This is a genomic window from Novosphingobium sp. CCH12-A3 (genome assembly GCF_001556015.1).
GTDB lineage: Bacteria > Pseudomonadota > Alphaproteobacteria > Sphingomonadales > Sphingomonadaceae > Novosphingobium > Novosphingobium subterraneum.
In genome coordinates, this window is record NZ_LSIA01000165.1 from 20,647 (window position 1) to 40,751 (window position 20,105).

Here is a 20,105-nt window from a genome sequence, read left to right on the forward strand (position 1 = left end):
GATGCGCCTAGCGCGCAGGCGCTTCCGGTTCAAGTTATGCGCAGAACGCGGGTTTGTCGGCTTGTGCTTTTCTATTCACCTTATAGCTTCAGGGGATGAACTCAATCCGGTATATCTTGGCCTGCGTGGCCTTTCTCTTCGTCCAGCAGACTGCATGGGCCGCCGAGCCACGATCGCCTAAGCCAAAGGGAAACCCGGGCGAGTGGGTTACGACCCGCGACTATCCCTCCGAAGCCCTGCGGAATGAGCAGGAAGGCACAGTCGGCTTTCGCATTCTGGTCGGAACGGAAGGGGTTCCGTCCGGCTGTGAAGTCACCATGAGCAGCGGTAGTGCTATGCTTGATAGTGCTACGTGCGACCTGATCCAGTCACGGGCGCGTTTCAGCCCTGCCATGGATGCGGAGGGGAAGGCTGTCGTCGGGACCTATTCGAACTCGGTACGCTGGACGATCCCAGAAGACGCACCGATGGAATTCGGCCCCGGAGAATTCGAGGCTAGCTTCGTGATCGGCCCTGACGGTCATGCCCATGATTGCAAGGTCGAGAAGATGAGCGGTAGCGTGCCTTTCTCGACCGAGGACACCTGCAACCCCAAAGACCGCTTTTTGGTCCCCACCGGCCGCGACGGCAAGCCGGTCACGCGCCGGGTCCGCATGCGATTGTCGATAGAAGTCGAAGAGGTTGCACAGCCGCAATAAATCTGCTCGGTGGATGTAGACCTTCGAGGCAATTGCCCTTATCTGTTGCGACGATGCGCATGCTTCTTGCCCTTTTGGCCCTGATTACGGGTCTTTCCCTGCCGGAGGTGGCGCTTGCCGTCTCGCGCACGGAAGTGGCCGAAGCAGGCATGGCGACAGGCGCTTCAACTTCTGTCGAGCAGCGCCAGCAGCGTTGCACGGCCCGCGGTGGCGCGGTGCCGCAGAAGCGCACGAATGCCCGCCGCAAGACGGTGTGGCTGCCCGCTCCGGCACTGATCCGGCCTTGCGGCATTGAATTGACTGACCGCGCGCGCGAATAGCGCCACGGACAGCATACCCTTACCGGCACGACGACTGTCCGACGCTGCGCGCCGATGATGCGCATGGCCAACTACATCACAGATTCAACAGGAAAATCCGCCCATGTTCGGCTCAATCGCCAAGGCCTTGTTTGGCTCTTCCAACGATCGTTACGTCAAGTCGCTCGACAAGCTCGTTCGCCAGATCGCGGGTTATGAACCACACCTCCAGGCGCTTTCCGACGAGGAACTGGCTGCCCAGACGCCGAAGCTCCGCCAGATGCTGGCCGAGGGCAAGACGCTCGACGACATCATGCCCGAAGCGTTTGCCACAGTCCGCGAGGCTTCGGTCCGCACGCTCGGGATGCGTCACTTTGATGTGCAGATGATCGGCGGCATCGTGCTTCACCGCGGCGAGATCGCCGAGATGCGCACCGGCGAAGGCAAGACGCTGGTTGCGACACTGGCGGTCTATCTCAACGCGCTGGAAGGCAAGGGCGTCCACGTCGTCACCGTGAACGACTACCTCGCCCGCCGCGACGCCGAGACCATGGGCGTGCTCTACAGGTTCCTCGGGCTGACGGTTGGCGTGATCGTGCCGAACCTCAACGAGGAGCAGCGCCGCGAGGCTTACAATTCGGACATCACTTACGCGACGAACAACGAACTCGGGTTCGACTACCTGCGCGACAACATGAAGCACGAACGGTCGCAGATGGTGCACCGCCCGTTCAACTTCGCGATCGTCGACGAAGTGGACTCGATCCTGATCGACGAGGCGCGCACGCCGCTGATCATTTCCGGACCGACCGACGACAAGAGCGACCTTTACATCTCGGTTGATGCCATCGTGAAGCAGATCCAGCCCGATCTCTACGAGGCGGACGAGAAGACCAAGAACATCACGCTCACCGAAGATGGCGTCGAGTGGGTCGAGCGTGCGTTCGAGGAAGCCGGGTTGCTGGTCGGCTCGAACCTCTATGACGTCGAGAACACGATGGTGGTCCACCATCTCGACCAGGCTCTCAAGGCCAACGTCATGTTCAAGCGAGACATCGACTATATCGTCAAGGACGACAAGGTCGTGATCATCGACGAGTTCACCGGCCGCATGATGGATGGCCGGCGCTGGTCGAACGGCCTGCACCAAGCGGTAGAAGCCAAGGAAGGCGTGCGGATCGAGCCCGAGAACCAGACGATGGCCTCGATCACGTTCCAGAACTACTTCCGCATGTACCCGAAGATTTCGGGCATGACCGGCACGGCTGCCACTGAAGCGCCGGAATTCTTCGACATCTACAAGATGAACGTCGTCTCGATCCCGACCAACGTGCCGGTGCAGCGCATCGACGAGGAAGACGAGTTCTACAAGAACACGCTCGACAAGTTCGCGGCCATCGCGAAGCTGATCCGCGACAAGTACGAGAACGGACAGCCGGTGCTGGTCGGCACCGTGTCGATCGAAAAGTCGGAGCTGCTTTCCGAATTCCTGACCAAGGAAGGCGTGAAGCACAACGTCCTGAACGCCCGCTTCCACGAGATGGAAGCGCACATCGTGGCGCAGGCGGGCCGCCTTGGCGCGGTGACCATTGCCACCAACATGGCGGGCCGCGGCACCGACATCCAGCTTGGCGGCAATGTCGAGTTCCGCATCGAGGACGAGTTGCGCGATCTGCCGGAAGGCCCGGAGCGCGATGCCGGGATTGCCCGGATCAAGGCCGAGGTCGCCGAGGAAAAAGCCAAGGTGCTTGCCGCCGGCGGTCTGTGCGTGATCGGCACCGAGCGTCATGAGAGCCGCCGCATCGACAACCAGCTGCGCGGTCGTTCGGGGCGTCAGGGTGACCCGGGCATGAGCAAGTTCTACCTCTGCCTCGAGGACGATCTGCTGCGTATCTTCGGCCCTGACACGCTCTTCGCCAAGATGATGAACAACAACCTTGCCGATGGCGAGGCGATCGGTTCGAAGTGGCTGTCGAAGGCTATCGAGACCGCGCAGAAGAAGGTCGAGGCGCGCAACTACGATATCCGCAAGCAGGTCGTCGAATACGACGACGTGATGAACGACCAGCGCAAGGTCATCTACGAGCAGCGCGCCGACATCATGGATGCCGAAGCCGTGGGCGATGTCGTGACCGACATGCGTCACGATACGGTAAACGCCATCGTCGGCGACGCCTGCCCTCCCGGCTCCTATCCCGAACAGTGGGATGTCGAAGGCCTCAAGGGCAGGGTGCGCGATGTTCTGGGCCTCGAGGTTCCGATCGAGGACTGGATGCAGGAAGAGGCGATCGAGCCGGATACCATCGAGGAGCGCATCCAGACGCTCGCCGACGAGCATATGGACCGCAAGATCGGCGAGATCGATCCGGTGGCCTGGCGCAGCCTCGAGAAGTCGATCCTGCTTGAGCGGCTTGATCATCACTGGAAGGAGCACCTCGCGACGCTCGACGCGCTTCGCCAGGTCGTGTTCCTGCGCGCTTACGCACAGAAGACGCCGATCAACGAGTACAAGCAGGAAGCGTTCGGCCTGTTCGAGAAGATGCTCGATGCCATCCGCGAGGATGTTACGCGCATTCTCACGACCAGCGAGATCCGCCTTCGCCCGTCCGAGGAATTCCAGCTGCCCGAACTGCCGGATTTCCTTACGAGCCACATCGATCCTTTCACGGGTGAGAACGACGCGGCTCCTCTGGCGCCGGCGCCAACCATGTTCGGCGCTCTGCCTCCGCAGGCTGGCGGCGGGCTGACCGTCGGTTCGTCGGCGGTGGATCCCTATGCGGGCCAGGGCATCAGCCGCAACGCGCCATGCCCATGTGGTTCGGGGCAGAAGTACAAGCACTGCCATGGCGTTGCCGCCTGACCACTGGTTTCAGGTTTGCCGAGGGCATCTCGGTCAAGCTGATTTGATTCAAGGGCTTGAAACAAATGTTATTGTGCAATCGCCGGTCCTCGGCGATTGCACGATCCGCATTTGTTGCTAAACATGAACGAGCGATAAACAGAACAGAACGGGCCGCGTCGAAGAGTTATCCGACGGGGGCACTTGCAGAATGACGTTCAGGGAGATGCGCAAGCGGAGCTTGCTGGCAAGCGGAGGCGTTCTTGCCTTTGCGGCGATGGCCTCCACTACAGTTCCGGCGCTCGCGCAATCGGCACCCGGCCAGGCTACCACTCCGCCATCGCGCGATGAACTTCGCGGCATCACAGGGCAGGCTCCTCAATCTGCGCCACGCCTTTCGGTCAGGAACGAGATCGAGCGTTCGCCCTGTCCGCTGGAAGACCCGCAATATGCGGACATCAGGGTTACGCTGAGCGAAGTTACCTTCAACAACCTGAAGGAGATCGCACCGGACGAGCTTTCCGAGACGTGGAAGCCGCTTGCGGGAACGCCGCAGCCGATCTCTGTCCTGTGCCAGATCCGTGACGCTGCAGGAACCATGCTGCGCAACAGGGGCTACCTTGCTGCCGTTCAGGTGCCGACCCAGAAGATCGAGAACGGTCAGGTCCGGATGGAAGTGATCTATGCCCGGATCACCACCGTCCGAGCCCGCGGTGAGACTCAAGGGGCCGAGAAGAAACTGCAGCAATACCTTGGCGCCCTGACCGGCGAGGAAGTGTTCAATCAGCGCCGCGCCGAACGCTACCTTCTGCTGGCCCGCGATCTGCCGGGATACAATGTCCAACTGACGCTGAAGCCCGCAGGCACCGGAGCGGGCGATCTCGTGGCCGAGGTGAGCGTATTGCGCGAACCCTATGCTCTCGACCTGACGATCCAGAACCTTGCGTCTGAGGCTACCGGTCGATTCGGCGGACAGCTCCGCGGCCAGTTCTACGGGCTGACGGGAATGGGAGATGTCACGACGCTGTCCTACTATGCGACGTCCGATTTTTCGGAGCAGCATATCCTGCAGGGCAGCCACGAGTTCCGCCCCGGCTCCCGTGGCCTCGTCGTCGGTGGCCAGTTCACCTATGCCTGGACCAAGCCCGATGTGGCGGGGCTTCCGGCCAATGTCTCGCTCGATGCGCGTACGCTCTACGCCAGCCTTCATGCCCGTTATCCGCTCCAGCGCTCGCTTGCACGAAACATCTGGCTCAGCGGTGGCTTCGATCTAGTCAATCAGGACGTCAACCTGATCGCGCCACTCACGCAGGACAAGATCCGCGTGGCATGGGGCCGACTGGACATGGATGCCGTCGACACGTCCCACGCCCAGCCGAGATGGCGCCTCGCGTCTTCGTTCGAAGCGCGCCAGGGGCTCGCCATCCTTGACGCGACGCGGCCATGCGCAGGCGCTTCATGTGCCACGGCACTACCCGCCAGCCGTGCTGATGCCTCGCCAACCGCTACGGTCGTGCGCTGGCAGGGTGAATACGAGCGCGCGCTTGGCAAGGTGTCGTTCCTTCTCGCCCCTCGTGCCCAGTACGCCTTCAAGCCGCTGTTCGCGTTCGAGGAATTCTCGACCGGCAACTTCACGATCGGTCGCGGGTTCGATCCGGGAGAGCTGATCGGCGATGATGCCGTGGGCGCCACGGCTGAATTCAGGGGACCGCGCCTTCCGATCGGGAGCAGCCGAGAAATCCGCGTTCAGCCGTTCGTGTTCGCAGACGCCGCGTGGGTCTGGAACAAGGGGCTTGCGGGATCCGACCGCCTGACGTCTGCAGGTGGCGGTTTCCGCTCCGACATTGGCTCCCGCTTCCGTCTGGAGGCGACGCTGGCTGTGCCCCTGGAAAAGGTCGGCCTCCAGGCCCGCCGTTCCAAGCCCCGCTTTCTCATGACTTTGACCACGCGATTGCTGCCGTGGAGGAACTTCTGATGCGCGCTCATGTAAAGGCCCCCCGCAAGCAACTGCTTTCGGCTTCCGGAATCGCTCTCGCGACGGCACTTGCGGCATCGGGTTCGGTTGCGCAGGCGCAATCGTTCCAGGCTACGCCGACATCGACGTTCGGCTCTGTCTCGATCAACACCGGTTCGGGCACGACCGACATCGTCGTTTCAAGCCCGAGCGCAGTCATCAACTGGACGCCGAACGATACCGCAGCAACGGGCGGGCCAATCATATTTCAGTCGGCCGGCACGACGGCTACGTTTACCAATAGCCCTGCATCGAACGGCGACTTTGCGGTGCTCAACCGCATCATCCCTTCGGGATCGACACGTGCAATCCAGTTTGATGGGACGGTCGTTTCTCGTCTGCAATCAGCTGCGGGCGGCTCTGCTCCGGGCGGGACTGTCTTCTTCTACAGCCCTGGCGGCATCCTCATTGGTGCATCGTCGGTCTTCGATGTCGGCAATCTGGTTCTCACCACATCGGATCTCAATTACAGCACGACCGACGGCAGCTTTGACACCAGCGGCGCCTATGTCTTTCAGCCAGTCAGCGTGGCTGGCTCGCAGATCGTGGTCAGCGCCGGCGCTCAACTCGGCGCGACGACGGACGGCTCCTATATCGCCATGGTTGCGCCGTCGGTTACCAACAACGGCACCATCACTGTCAACGGTTCCGCCGCGCTCGTTGCTGCCGATGCTGCCACAATCACCTTTTCTCCCAACGGCCTGTTCGACATTCAGGTCGATTCCGGAACAAGCGCAACCGGCACAGTTGCGAGCAACAACGGTACGATAACCGGCCCAGCGGCGTCCAACCCGGACATCTTCCATCGCATCTACATGGTTGCCGTCCCCAAGAACGATGCCATCACCATGGCCATCGGGGCCGGCAGTTCGCTGGGATTCGACATCGCAGGCGCGGCGGATGTCATTGGCAACACCGTCGTGCTTTCGGCTGGCCGCGATGTCATATCAGGAAACGTCTCCACTCCATCCGGGGGTGGGGGGACGGGCCTTGCAAGCGTGATTGGTGGCGATGCCGAGATAACGTCTGATTTCACTGCTCGCGCGACCGGATCGGTAAGCCTTGGTTCTGGAACCAGCGCGGGTCTGAATTTTGCCGCGAATGTCCTGATCGAGGCTACTGGGGGCGCCTCAGGCCTGTTCGCAAATGCCGGTGGCTCGGTCAATGTGGCGGGCAATGTCGAAACGCATGTTGATGTTGTGGGAACTGACCCGGCAGTAAGTGCTGTCGCATTTCGCACTGAGCTTTACGCGACCGATGGCGGGGTAATCAACGTTGCAGGGGATGTGCTCCTCACTGCAATCGGATCTGGCGCATCACAATTTTCTCCCGGCTTCAATGCCGGGACGGGTCAGGGTGGCTTCGCAATCATCCAAGCCAACAACGGTGGCCAAATCAACATCGGAGGCAGCGCGAGCCTGCAGGCGAACGGATTTGGCGGCATTGGACGCACGATCGGAGTCGGGGGAGGAACTGCTCTTGGTGGAACAGCCGCCATACTTTCCACGGGAACGGGAGGGGCTGGGGTCTCGATTGACGGCCCAGTAGAAGTCCAGGCGTTTGCGAACGCTTCCGGAGGCTCCGGTTGCGTTACCTGCGTGGTAGATGGGGGCAATGCCGTCGGCGGCTTGGCTGCAATCAGAGCATCGGGCGATGCGTCGATCGCTATAGGTGGCCTGTCGTCACTCACGGCATTTGGCGGTGCAGGTGGTTCGATAACGGCGGCAGGGGGCAACGCTACGGGGGGACAGGTCAACCTGATGGCAAGTGACACGGCGTCAATTTCCTTGGCGGGTGTCTCTGGCTTTGCCGATGCCTCATCTGGCATTGGGGAAACTTTCGGTGGAACAGCCCAAGGCGGGGACGTCTCGGTCGTTACCACCGCAACCAGCGGGATTGGCATAGGCATTGCCGGTCAGGCTCACTTCGACGCGTCCGCGTACAACAATGCTGGTGGTGGACCGGGCGGGCAGGCCGGTGCCGCCACAGGTGGTACAGTCACATTGCTGTCTGACACGACGGGTATCACAGTCAGCGATGACCTCACGGCAGCTGCAAGTGGCTTTGCCGGGCCGGGCTCTCCAGGAACCCTCCAGGTCCTGGGAGGAAGCGTCTCCGTCGAAGCCCGAAACGGTGGGTTCCTGTCAGCTGCAACCGGTATCACCATGACAGCGAACGCAATCGGTGCGGATACGGGCGATGCCACGAACGCAAGGAGTGCGACTGGTGGCTCGGTTGATCTTTTCGCCAACGGCGGCACCATCCAGACCACCCACTTGTTCATGTCTGCCAACGGCAGTGGCGGCGCTCAGTTCGGCAGCGGTGCCTCCGGGGATGGAACGGGTGGGCTCGCGCGGCTGCGAGTATCGACCGGAGGGTCACTGGCGGCGAGCGGAGATATCGCCGTCGCGGCAACCGGACGCGGCGGGGATGCGTCTGACGGTACGGGCGCGGGAGGCACAGGCACAGGCGGCACCGCGCGGATAGCCATGACTGGCGGACAACTATCGGCCGGCGGTTCGTTTTCCTTTGTCGCAGAAGGTTATGGCGGCCCGGGGATGATCGCCGGTTTCGGCCAGGGTGGTCTGGTCGACATTGGTATCGCTGACGCTACGTTCGCGACCAGCGGCATCTCCTATATCGGCGCGATCGGTTCAGGCGGTGACGTGTTTGGCTTTGCGTCCGGCGGCAGCGCTGGCGGCGCGACCGGCGGGGCGATTTCGTTCAATGCCAACCGCAGTACGGTTCACCTCAGCCAGACTGGCAGCATTACCTTCGAGGCGACCGGTTACGCCGGTAGCGGTCGGTCCAGCGCAGATGGGCAAGGCGGAACGATTACGTTCACTGCCGGGAGTTCGACCGTCGATTCCTTCGACGGCCTGAACCTTTTTTCCGAAGGAGTAGGTAGTGATGGCCAGTCCGGAGGAAATGGCGGCACCGGACGCGGCGGCACCATCTCTCTGAATGCCAACGCCAGTCTGACCGCGCCCACGCTTATCACCGCGCCTACAGTCTCGATCAGCACGACTGGCCGTGGCGGAACGGGCGGGACGGGTGAACCCATAGGAGAAGTCGGCGGCGACGGCGGCCTCGGGCAGGGCGGCACGATCAATCTGAATGCGGCTGTCGACGGTGGCTTGATCAGCACTGGTCAACTCAACGCAAATGCGTCCGGCGTTGGCGGCAGCGGCGCTCTGGGAACGATGAATTCTCCCACCGGTGACCGCGGTGGAAACGGCGGGGCCGCGCTTGGCGGACAGATCAATCTCAATTCTTTCGCAGCGTCAGGCGGCAGCGGAGCAGGCGGATACGAACTCGGTTTCGTCATCATCAACGCGGGTGCGCTTGGCGGCGCAGGCGGAGACGGAGGCGAAGGTCCGACGCCCGGCGCTGGCGGAAATGGCGGCTCGGCGACAGGGGGGACGATCAACCTGCTGTTCGACCGTGGCGGCAGTGTCCTCTCCTCCACTGACGGATTCAATGCGCTTGCCGATGCCACCGGCGGCAACAGCGGAACTTGCGGCGTTACATGCAGCGCGGCTGGTGGAACGGCTGTGGGCGGCTCCATCAATCTGGGTTCGAACGGCGCGACCACCGGGAACGAGGTATCGTTCACCGCAGGCCTCAATCTTTCGGCGTTCGGCAGCGGCGGCGGATCGTCCGGCGGGGCAGGCGGCAATGGCACGGGTGGCAACATCGCCGTGCGGCTCGGATCGGGCCTGTCCTTCGCTGCCGACGATGTGACGATTTCGGCGACAGGCGAAGGTGGCGATCAGTTTACGTCGCTCAGCGGTGGCAACGGCGCGGGTGGTAACGCATCCTTCACCGCGTCGGGGACAAGCACCGCGGGCATCTCTGGCACATTGGCCATCTACTCGGACGGCACGGGTGGCGGTGGCCGCGATGTCGGGGCCAACGGTGGTAACGGAACCGGCGGTACAAGCCGTCTTTACAGCGACGGTGGAAGCATCACCATCGACGGCGGCGCCACCATCGAAGCGAGCGGCTTTGGTGGTGCCGGATACCTCAACGGACCGAGCGGCCTCGGCGGCGCGGGTACCGGGGGCACCGCATTGCTGACGGTCGGCACGCCTGATGACCTTGGCAACAACGGTAGCATCGACATCGGCGGGTTCACGTTCGTGACTTCCGAAGGCACTGGCGGCGACAGTTTTGCCGGCGGCGTCGGTACCGGCGGGTTCGTCGGAATTTCAGCCAGGCAGGGAACGCTCGTTCTCGGCCAGACATTCGCAACCGCTGACGGATTCGGCGGCTTCGGCCAGTTCGGCGGCGCAGGCGGCGCTGCGCAAGGTGGCGAGGTCGAAGTGTTCGCCAACAGCGCGCTCGAAGGCGCGAGTTCTGTAACCATCAGCAATCTTGTTGCCGATTCATCGGCATTTGGCGGCTTTGGCGGATTGGCCTCGTCTCCCACCGGCAATGGCGGCGCGGGTGGCGATGCTACTGGCGGAACGGCCTTGATCTTTGGCACTGCAGGCAATGGCCAATTGCAGATCAATTCCGTCAACGTCTCTGCCGGTGGCTTCGGCGGCAGCGGGGGTGACGGATTGAACGGCGGAGCAGGTGGTGCTGGTGCCGGCGGTAGAGTCCAACTCGGAACCGCCAGCGGGCTCGCTACAGGCGCGATCAACTCCGGATCGGCCACCTTCGGGTCTGTGCTTACCAGCGCTTCGGGCGTCGGCGGGGATGGCGGTGCAGGCGATCTGTCCTTCGGAACGGGCGGCAGTGGTGCCCTTGGGGCGGCAGGTGGATCGACATTGCTCGTTCGCGGCAGCCAGGTAACCATCACAGGCAGCGGCAGTTTCAACGCCCATGGGACAGGCGGCAATGGGGGTGACGGCGCAACTGCAGGTTCCAGCGGCAATGCGACTGTAGGCACTAATGTCGCGACCGACCGGGTTTCTGGTGCGGCCCTGGTGGTTACCCACCGGTTCCAGCAGCCGGGCCAACTTGGCAGCCTGACCGCAGGCGATCTCAGCTTCAGCGCGATTGCGGTCGGAGGCACGGGGGCGACCTCTGGAACCGGCACCATCATCGGCGATGCCATCGACATGGAGATGAATGGCGGCAGCTTGACTGGTACGAATGCTTCGTTCGTCGCGATCGCCGATAACGTGGCTGCAGGCGCTCTTGCGGACTACGTTTCGTTGACCAACTCCACCGCGGACCTATCGGGCAGCCTGTTCCTCTCGACGCCCAATGCATTCTCGATCCTGCTCGATCAGTCCACGCTGACAGCCGCAAATGTGGCAATCGACGCGGGCAACTGGGTTCTTCCGGGCACGGCTCCGGCAAGCGTCGGGACTTTGATTGGCACCAATTCGCTGAGCCTCTCTTCGGGCCAGGATATTGTCGGCTATGCCAACCTGTCGACGCAGGGCTCGCTAACGCTGCAGGCACTGGGGCGGATCGATCTGGGTGCTCTCTTCGCCGTCGGCGCAATCGACGTGACGGCGGGAGGGGCCATAAGCCTTGGCGACCTGACATCCAGCGATTCCATAGATCTCGAGACGCTGGGCGTCACCGTGACCGGCAACATGACAGCAGCGACATCTGTCACCATGCAGTCGGCCGGCAGCGTGACGACCGGCAATATCTCGGCCGGAACGGGCACGCCGAACGGCAGCAACGGCGATCTCTATTCGGTCGGGATCACGTCTGGCGGCAGCGTCCAGACAGGTTCCATCTTTGCAGCTTCGGACGCTGGAATCAGTGCCGTTGGCAGCGTGACGACGGGCTTCGTGCGAGCCTATGACACCCTGCTTCTGGCCGGAACTGGCGTCACCATCGACAGTCTTTCGATCGTCAATCGCACCCTCATTGCCAACGCTTCGATGGCCGCGCTGGGCCAGACGGCCAATGGCTTCGACAAGGAACTGGTATTTGCAGCAGCGCCCGTCGCAGTAGGCGGAGCGGTCCGGATCACAAACTCGTCCGGCTCCGGCAGCCTCACAGCAGGCGCGGGAGGCGATCTGACAACCGGCAACCTGTCGGTTTCCAACTCATTGAGACTTTCCGCGGGCGGAAGCCTGACTGTCGGGCAAGTCTCGGCGGGCTCGGGCACGCCAACCAACCTGACCTCGAGCGGAGACGTCCGCGTTGCGTCCGGTGGCGGTCTCGGCACTGGTACCGTTGTCGGGTATGACGTACTGCTCGGCTCGGTTGGTGACCTCTCCATAACCGGTCTCAATGTCGTCAACCGTGCGCTCATCGCCAACAGTTCGATGCAGGCTTTGGGGCAGACCACGAACGGGTTCGACAAGGAACTGGTGTTCGGTGCGACCCCGGTGGCCCTGACCGGGGCGGTGACGATCTCCAACAATTCAAGCGTCGGTTCGTTGCGGATCGCCGCCGGGACCGGGGTGACCACGGGCAACGTGTTTTCTGGCGGCCGGATAGGGATAACGGCCAACGGTCCATTGACCTTCTCGAGCCTTCAGGCGCAGAACGATCGCATCGAGATTATCTCGCGCAATCAGTCGATTACCGCAGCCTCACTCGTTTCGGGAAGCGACATCCTCGCAAGTGGCGCCACGGCGCTTAATCTCGGGACGGTGCGAGGCCGGGATGTGGTGCTGCTTTCAGGGGGAACCGCATCCGTCCAGACCGCTCTGGCAGGGGCCGTGTTCAGCGCGACGGGCCAACTGACGAATGCCACGGGCCGCTTGTTGATTGCGAGCAGTTCCATGCTGCCGACCACCGCGCAGCCCGGAAGTATCAACTACCCGGCAATCTTTGCGGCGACCCCGGCAGCTACCGGCAGCAATGTCACCATCGGCAATGTAGCGATTGCCGGGCGGATCGCAGTAGCCACGGAGGGCGACTTCTCCGGCGCAGGGATGCGGTCCTTCAACGACATCAAGATCGAGGCCGCCGGAACAGCGACGGTGGCACGGCGCTGGTTGGCCACGCAGGTCCGGATCTTGTCCGGCGACATTTCGATTATCGACAACGGTAACGCGACCCTTCCGACCGGCCAGACAATCCTTTCGGGTATCCAGACGGCGGAGACGGGCTTTGTCGACCTGATCTCCAATTCGACCAGGACCGCGCTGATCGGGGATGGGCTAGCCGCAAATGGCGGATACGCACTGAGCAATGCCGAGATCGGCCTCGTCTCGACCGGCGAGTTGGTCATCGCTGCGGTGGATCGCTCTGCCAACGCAACGGACATGTTGATTGGTAACGTTTCGCTGGTGGCGGGGGGAGCCATCGGATCGAGCAATGTGGCGGGCACCACCGGCAGAGTCATCTTTGCCTCGGGCGAACTGCAGACGGAGATACCGGGCGGCGCAATCCGTGTTGTCGGCGCGATTACCGGGACCGGCTTTGCTCAGTCCAACGTTCTCGAATTCACGACGGGCCGTTTCGAGCTGGATGCCGCGACAGGATCGATCAATCTTACTTCGGCCAGCCAACTGGGGAGCACTGCCCCCCTCGGTGGCGTTCTGGAGATCAATGCGGACCATATTCATGTAGCGTCGGGCAGCATTCTCGAGAAACTTGCGGCAGATCCATTCTACGAAGGCAGGATCGCCGAACTGAATGCGCCGGCATCTGTCCAGCGACCGGAAGGGGTGCTTCGTAGCCTGGGGCTGGACCTTTATCCGACAGGCACGCTCTATATCCAGAACACCGGCACGACGCTCAATCCGGCTGGCTTCCTTGCAGATGCCGACCTGACCGATGTGACCGCGCCGACCAACTCGGCGGCAGGATCAATTTCCATTGTCGTCAATGGCGCTTTCCAGACCCCTGACGGGATCGTTACCGGAGCGGCGGCACACGGCCTTGTGGTCAATTCGCCGGACGCCGACTTCACGCCCTTCACGGCTGACAGCCAGATCAACGGCTGCCTGTTCTCCGTGGCGTCATGCGCTTCTGCCATGGAGGGCCCCGATACCATCGGGTCTATTTCGGGCCAGATTGAAATTATCTCCAACGAAACGCTGGGAAGCACGCCGGCGTTTGTCGAAGAACCGTCTGGGCCGACCTCTGACGAGAATAGCGATGATCCTGCACAGGAAGAGCAGCAGCAGGAGGAGCGGGCTACCGAAGGGGAGGATGCAGCCTCCAGCCCAATCGCTCCGCCACCGCAGCTGATCGACAGCAAGCCTCTCGATCCCGTGGGGCAAATCGAGCAACCGGTGGCCGGCAGTGGCAATCCGGCCCTGATCGGGTCGGTCGTGAACGAGGACAGCGCGGAAGGAGACGCCCAGTGAACGCGCGCATAAAGACAATTCGCAGCAGCGCCATGATGGCGGCACTCCTGGCATCGGCGGCAACGCCGTTGCAGGCGGCCGAAGGGCAGCAGCCTCTGTCGATCCGCAACTCGTTCCGTGTTGGCAGTTCGGGTGTGACCTGCACCGCGCAGAATGCTCCGCTGGACAAGCGGCTGGACGGTATCTTCGATCGTGGTTACCGGGTCAGTTGTCGAGACGCCGCCGGGGCAGTGGGCAGTCTGATTGCCGTGAGGCGGGACATCTCCATGGGCAACGAGCCCACCGGCCTTCCCGGCGTGACTTTGGCTTGCGGGGGCGAAGGCAGCGTCGCGATCGAAACGCTGGGCCGGGTTAGCGCAGTGAACTGCCGCGACCAGAACGCCAATGTCGAATACAAACGCTATGCGGTGAAGCGCGGCGGGACCACCTACTTTGTTGAAGGGCTTGCAGGCTATGATCCGGCGCTGCGACTGGCTCTCGCGAGCGTTGTCAGCGACAGTCCGGTGCCGGGCGAAATCCGCGTGGCGACGACCGAGGTCAGCGATCCTGCCGCCTTCGCGCGCGTGCAGGCGGGGCAACTGGATCGCCTCGGTGCGCGGGACGAAGGGTATTTGCGCAACAATGGCGGCCGCTTTGCCGAATCCTCGGAGTTTTTCGAGGCGTTGGCCAGTCGTGATCGCTCGACCGGTGGGGCAGGACTTGCAGAAGCCCTGGCCAATCAGGGCCTGCAGCAATCCAATCTCGGTAACTTCACGGCAGCCGACCGCCTGCTTTCACAAGCAGCCGGAGCGCTTTCGCGGGGGGACGGCGTGACGCAGCGCCTGATCCGTAACTATCGTGCAATTAACCGGCTCAACCAGCGCAAGGCTGCGGCTGCGCTGAAGGAACTGGCAACGCCCGTGAGCGCCGTCGGGGACGTCTATGACCGGCCCAGCCTTGCGGCTGGGGTGATCAATGCGCCGCTAGCCGAACAGATCAACCGCGAGAGTTCGTCGCTCAAGCGGCTGGGGGCGGTCGATCCCGGGCTTACGGACCTTGAGCGCGCAGAGATCCTCGATGCGCAAGCCGATGCCCTGAAGGCAACGGCGGCGCGCGTTCAAGGCAGGCTGGATGAAGCAGTGGCAGGATTTGAAGGCGCCAGCCGGAGGCTCGAAGCGGTTCGGGGCGGGCGCGTTGCCTCCGCCGGCTGGCTGCGTGCAGAAATCCAGATAGAGCTGGCATTGCTGGCCGAAGCGCAGGGCCGCAAGGCTGACAGCGGTGCGGCTTTCGACCGGGCAATTGCCCTGATCGGTGCATCCTTCCCGCAATCACCGGCATTGCTGGCCACGCAGGCCCGCAAAGCGGCGTGGCTTGGCCGCAGCGGCGACGAGGCCGGAGCCCTTGCGCTTTATGGAAAAGTCGTAGAGGAAAGCCTGTCGGTCCCCGATGCCGGGACGACATTGCGCGATCTGCTCGGACCCTATTTCGGGTTGCTGGCCAAGAGCAACGGACCAGATGCAGCCAAGGCAACGTTTGTGGCCTCGCAAGTGCTTCAGCGTCCGGGCGTTGCCCAGACGCAGGCAGTGTTGGCGCGCCAGATGTCAGAAGGCAATGACGAGGCAGCGGCGCTGTTCCGTCTGTCGCTGGTCCGCACCCGTGACATCGCCCGCACCGAGGCTCTGGTCGAACAGCTTTCAGCGGTTGCCATGCCTGACGAGAAGCAGAGAGCCGCGCTGGTTGCGGCGCAGGACAACCTTGCCTCATTGCGTCGCGACCAGACGGCTTTGGTAAGCAAGTTGGCGGCGTTTCCGCGCTATAACGTGCTGGCGCCGCGTGGCGTTGAGCTGGCTGAACTGCAGGCCGCACTCAAGCCGGGGGAATCCTATTACAAGCTGACGCTGGTGGGCGACCGCGCCTATGGTCTGTTTGCGACAAGTGGCGATGCGCGCGTCGTGGACCTTGGCCTGACGCCAGCGGCCTTGGCCAGGCAGGTTCAGGACATTCGTGATACGATCGTGAAGGTCGAGAATGGCCAGCAGGTCAACTATCCCTTCGACCTCGACAAGTCCCGCGCGCTCTACAAGGCCGTTTTCGGACTGGTTGAGGATTTGCTGCCCGGCACGCGTCATCTGATCTTCGAACCGGATGGCGCCATGCTGCAGCTTCCGCCAACGGTTCTGGTAGCCGGCGACAAGGGCATCGCGGAATACAAGAAGCGGATGGAGAGCCCGGACGGCGATCCCTTCGACTTCACCGGTGTCGAGTGGCTGGGCCGTGGGCGCGAGGTTTCGATTGCGGTGAGCCCGCGCGGATTCCTCGACATTCGCAAGCTTGCGGCATCGGGGGCACCACGCAATTACCTAGGGCTGGGGCATAATGCCAAGCCCACGCAACGGCCGATGGCGGCGGTGGCGGATGAATGCGATTGGCCGCTGGCCACTTGGCAGAATCCGATCTCTGCCGACGAGCTGCTCTTCGCGCAGAAGAAGCTCAGCCTGGGTGGTAGCGCGGTGAAGACCGATGCGCAGTTCAGCGACAGCGCCCTACTGAGCGAAAGTGACCTCGATCAGTATCGCGTGCTGCACTTTGCGACGCACGGCCTTGTCACGGCTCCGCGCGCGGATTGCCCGGCACGCCCCGCGCTGGTGACCAGTTTCGGGGACATGGGTTCTGATGGTCTGCTGAGCTTCCGCGAAATCTTCGACCTGAAGCTGAATGCAGACCTTGTGATCCTTTCAGCCTGCGATACGGCCGGGATGGCAACGGTGGCAGCCAGCCGGGAGGCGGGCGTCACCACCGGCGGCAATTATGCGCTCGACGGGCTGGTCCGCGCTTTCGTCGGCGCGGGTGCGCGTTCGGTGATTGCCAGCCACTGGCCGGTGCCGGACGACTTCGACGCCACCAAGCGTCTGATCGGCGGTGTCATCGATTCCAGGCCCGGGCAAGAACTCGCAAGTGCTCTGGAGGGGGCTCAGGAAAAGCTGATGGACGATCCCAATACGTCCCATCCTTTCTATTGGGCTGCATTCATCATCGTGGGCGACGGCGCAAAGCCGCTGGTAACCGGCAATGCACCGATGACGACGCAGGCTTCGCGATAAGCGCAGCTTTCGATGCTGGTACGTAAAGGCCCGCAGGTGATCCTGCGGGCTGAACTTTGCGGTTAACGGGCCGTCCTCAATCCTGTCGGAAACACAGGATCGGAGATGCGCAATGTGGCTTGAGAACAACGGCACGGCACGCCGCTCTCCGTGGTCTCCGGCCGTTCCTGAAAGCCCGATCCCGGCGGCCTATCGCCGCGGCATCTTCAGGGCCAAGGTTAACGCCCACGAATTGACCAGCACGCACGCGCAGATCGAATGCCTCGAGAATCCGAGCCCGGGCACCATGGTATGGCTGACCTTCACGGGGCTCGAATCACGGGCGGCGATTGTGGAGGAGAGTGCTGCGTTCAGGATCAGGCTGCGGTTCGTCGAACCATTCCATCCCGCAGTGCTCGATGCCATTCTGCAGGGCAGGTTGGGCGTGTTTCACTGAGGCAAGGGCAAAGCCAGCCAACACCGGCGCGGCCGCCACGCCCCCAATGAAGGGCGGGGCATGATGCTGAAATGGTTGGAAGAAAGTGGCTCCCTGAGTAGGATCGATAGTTAGGGCCACCCAAGATTTTCCTAGGCCACGAAAACCCCTGAAAATACGGCATTTCTTAAAGACCATTGTGCATCGCTGTGCATTGACCGCCACCGAAAACCACGTATTAGTGTGGGGAAGAATGTGGTGACAGGTGGAAAGGTGGCACTGTGGGGAAGCTGACGCAAAGAGCGGTGCTAGCTGCGAAGCCGAGCATGGGGCGTGACGGCAAAGCGGTGAAGCGCTCTTATCAGGATGGCGACGGTCTTTTCTTGATCTGCGCACCGACCGGGGCGAAGTCATGGATGTTGCGGGTTCAGGTTGACGGGAAGCGCCGTGACATTGGCCTAGGTTCGCTTGATGATGGCTCGGGCCGGAAGGCCTTTGCCGAGGGTGACAAGCGGCTGGACGAAACGCCCCTGATGCTGCGCAAACGGCTTACCCTTGCTGAGGCGCGGGAAAAGGCAGCGGCCCTGCGCAAGCTCGCCAAGGCCGGAAGCAACCCCATCTCAGAACGTGACCGTGAACGGGTGAAGGTGCCGACCTTCGCCAAGGCGCTGGAGGAGGCGCACAAAGCCCTAAAGAGCGGCTGGGCGGACAAGACTGCCAAGGCCTTCAAGACTTCGCTGGAGGAGCATGCCCTGCCCAAGCTGGGGGCTATGCCGGTCAATGTGATCGGTAGTGCGGAGGTTATCGCAGCACTGGCCCCGATCTGGACCGACAAGCCGGAAATGGCCCGCAAGGTGCGTTCACGAATTGGGCAAGTGCTGGCCTTTGCCAAGGCGCGCGGCTGGCGCTCTGATGCCTTGCCGGACGCTCGGGAGCTTCGCAGCGGGCTGTCCAGGCAAAAGCGCGGGGGTAGCTTCGCAGCGATGCCCTATGCTGAGGTTCCGGCGTTCTTTGCGTCGGAATGGGGCAAGGCGGAAACGGCCAGCCGGTTCGCTGTCCTGTTTGTGATCCTGACAGCGGCGCGCTCGGGCGAAGTCCGGCAAGCGACATGGGAGCAAATCGACCTAGAGGCCCGCACTTGGACGCGTCCTAGCGCCATCATGAAAATGAAGGTGCCCCATGTTGTCACGCTGTCCGATGCTGTGGTGGCATTGCTGGAGCGCTGGACGCCTGAAAATGATCTGAGAGCGGGCCTGATATTCAAGGGCCTGCGAGGCGGTGCGCTGTCCGATGCTGCCCTATCCAAGGCACTGGAGACGGCTGGCCGATCTGAGACGGTGCACGGCTTCCGTTCATCTTTCCGCGATTGGGCAGCGGAACGCATGCCGACCCTTCCCGCAATGGTGGCTGAAATGGCGCTGGCCCACAAAGTCGGCAATGCCACGGAACAAGCCTATCTGCGCAGCGATCTGCGGGACATGCGCCGCGCCCTGATGGATGCTTGGGGCCGTTTCGTTGCCCCGTCTCTCTCAGGCGTAGCGGCGAACGTCACACCCTTGCGGGCAGGGGAGGCGGCTTAGAGTTTCTGCGGGGCTAGTCCCGAGGAAAGCGGGCCAGCGGGGAAGCTACTACCTTTCACCGCTGCCCCCCGGCAAGTGCAGCAACCCCAGAATCAAGCCGGGCGGGTGGCACGGAAACAATTGCGGGCGCAAAGCGGGAATCGTTTCGCCTTCAAGTTTCCGGGTGACCGTGAGGCGGCGCGGCGGGCTGCGATCATTCGTGAAACGCCCCGGACCCCCGAACTGTGTCTTGCCTTCGCCATCCTGGCTGAACTGGACCGCGACACACGGCAAAGAATCATCGACCGGTTGGCGCGCTCGGAAGGTGGTGAAGCTGGCAGCGCGGCACTGGAGTTAGCCCGTGCAACTGTGCTGACTGTGGGGGAGCAATGTGATCTTGCGCGCGCATTCGAGGAGCTTGAACAATGACCAACTGGAAAACGGCCCTTCGCGGCTATCTTGCAAATGGCGGGCGGGTGCTGGTGGAACCGAGCGGCGCACTATCGGAAGGTGGGGGCATTCCTCGCTGGTTCAATGACGCCGATCTGCCCGAGACAGAAACAGCCATTGCAGCGCACCGGGCTTATTTTGGCCTGCGTCACCCAGCCGAGCGGGCCAAAGTGAAGCGCGCGGCCATGATGCTCGGGCATCGCACTGCGAACGGCTGGCGGGTGCTGGAGGCACAAATCTGAAACACCGGATTTGGTGGAAACGCCTTAGGCCCTCACTGTCAAAACTGACAAAAGGGTGCATATTCATCGGGCGGGGATAGGCAGGCCAGCCGACAAGCGCACTTCCCATGCGCTTCCCCGCTTGGCCCTTGGGAACCGCTCGGGAGGCGGGAATGCCGATTGACGAGAATTTTCTGGAGCAATTAGTTCCGGCTGGTGATGCATTTGAATGGTTGTTAGCGTCCGCGGTCGTGGTGTAATTTCCGGTGCAGACTGAGGTGCCGCTGGTG

Annotated in this window: 10 protein-coding genes; all 10 read left to right on the forward strand. The window is 62.5% G+C overall.

Annotated elements, in window-relative coordinates; translation table 11 throughout:
- Positions 1–125 precede the first annotated feature (125 nt).
- The 10 genes from AX703_RS12860 to AX703_RS12905 all read left to right on the forward strand — a co-directional run bounded on the left by AX703_RS12860 (position 126) and on the right by AX703_RS12905 (position 19,836).
- A complete protein-coding gene (locus AX703_RS12860; RefSeq protein ID WP_197423710.1) occupies positions 126–698 on the forward strand; it encodes an energy transducer TonB in 573 nt (190 codons plus the stop codon).
- 53 nt (positions 699–751) lie between these two features.
- Positions 752–1,018: a hypothetical protein gene (locus AX703_RS12865; protein ID WP_062344561.1), complete on the forward strand. Its 267-nt coding sequence runs from the start codon at positions 752–754 to the stop codon at positions 1,016–1,018.
- 103 nt (positions 1,019–1,121) lie between these two features.
- Positions 1,122–3,857 (forward strand): preprotein translocase subunit SecA, encoded by a 2,736-nt coding sequence (gene secA / locus AX703_RS12870; RefSeq protein WP_062344563.1) that lies wholly within the window; start codon positions 1,122–1,124, stop codon positions 3,855–3,857.
- 256 nt (positions 3,858–4,113) lie between these two features.
- Positions 4,114–5,811, forward strand: coding sequence for a ShlB/FhaC/HecB family hemolysin secretion/activation protein (locus AX703_RS12875; RefSeq protein WP_231735522.1), 1,698 nt, complete (start codon positions 4,114–4,116; stop codon positions 5,809–5,811).
- Positions 5,811–14,090 (forward strand): hypothetical protein, encoded by an 8,280-nt coding sequence (locus AX703_RS12880; protein ID WP_156452046.1) that lies wholly within the window; start codon positions 5,811–5,813, stop codon positions 14,088–14,090. Before AX703_RS12875 ends, AX703_RS12880 begins: the two co-directional genes overlap by 1 nt.
- Positions 14,087–17,170, forward strand: a complete 3,084-nt coding sequence (locus tag AX703_RS12885; protein WP_231735523.1) for a CHAT domain-containing protein — start codon at positions 14,087–14,089, stop codon at positions 17,168–17,170. Before AX703_RS12880 ends, AX703_RS12885 begins: the two co-directional genes overlap by 4 nt.
- Positions 17,171–17,282: 112 nt before the next feature.
- Entirely contained in the window at positions 17,283–17,606 is a 324-nt protein-coding gene (locus AX703_RS12890) for a hypothetical protein (RefSeq protein WP_062344572.1), read from the forward strand.
- A 260-nt stretch (positions 17,607–17,866) separates the two neighbouring features.
- A complete protein-coding gene (locus AX703_RS12895) occupies positions 17,867–19,165 on the forward strand; it encodes a site-specific integrase (RefSeq protein ID WP_255355061.1) in 1,299 nt (432 codons plus the stop codon).
- 105 nt (positions 19,166–19,270) lie between these two features.
- Complete coding sequence (locus AX703_RS12900; protein WP_156452047.1) at positions 19,271–19,573, forward strand: hypothetical protein; 303 nt, start codon at positions 19,271–19,273, stop codon at positions 19,571–19,573.
- On the forward strand, positions 19,570–19,836 hold the full coding sequence (locus AX703_RS12905; protein ID WP_062344578.1) for a hypothetical protein: 267 nt from the start codon (positions 19,570–19,572) through the stop codon (positions 19,834–19,836). The genes AX703_RS12900 and AX703_RS12905 overlap by 4 nt, the downstream gene beginning before the upstream one ends.
- Positions 19,837–20,105: the final 269 nt, after the last annotated feature.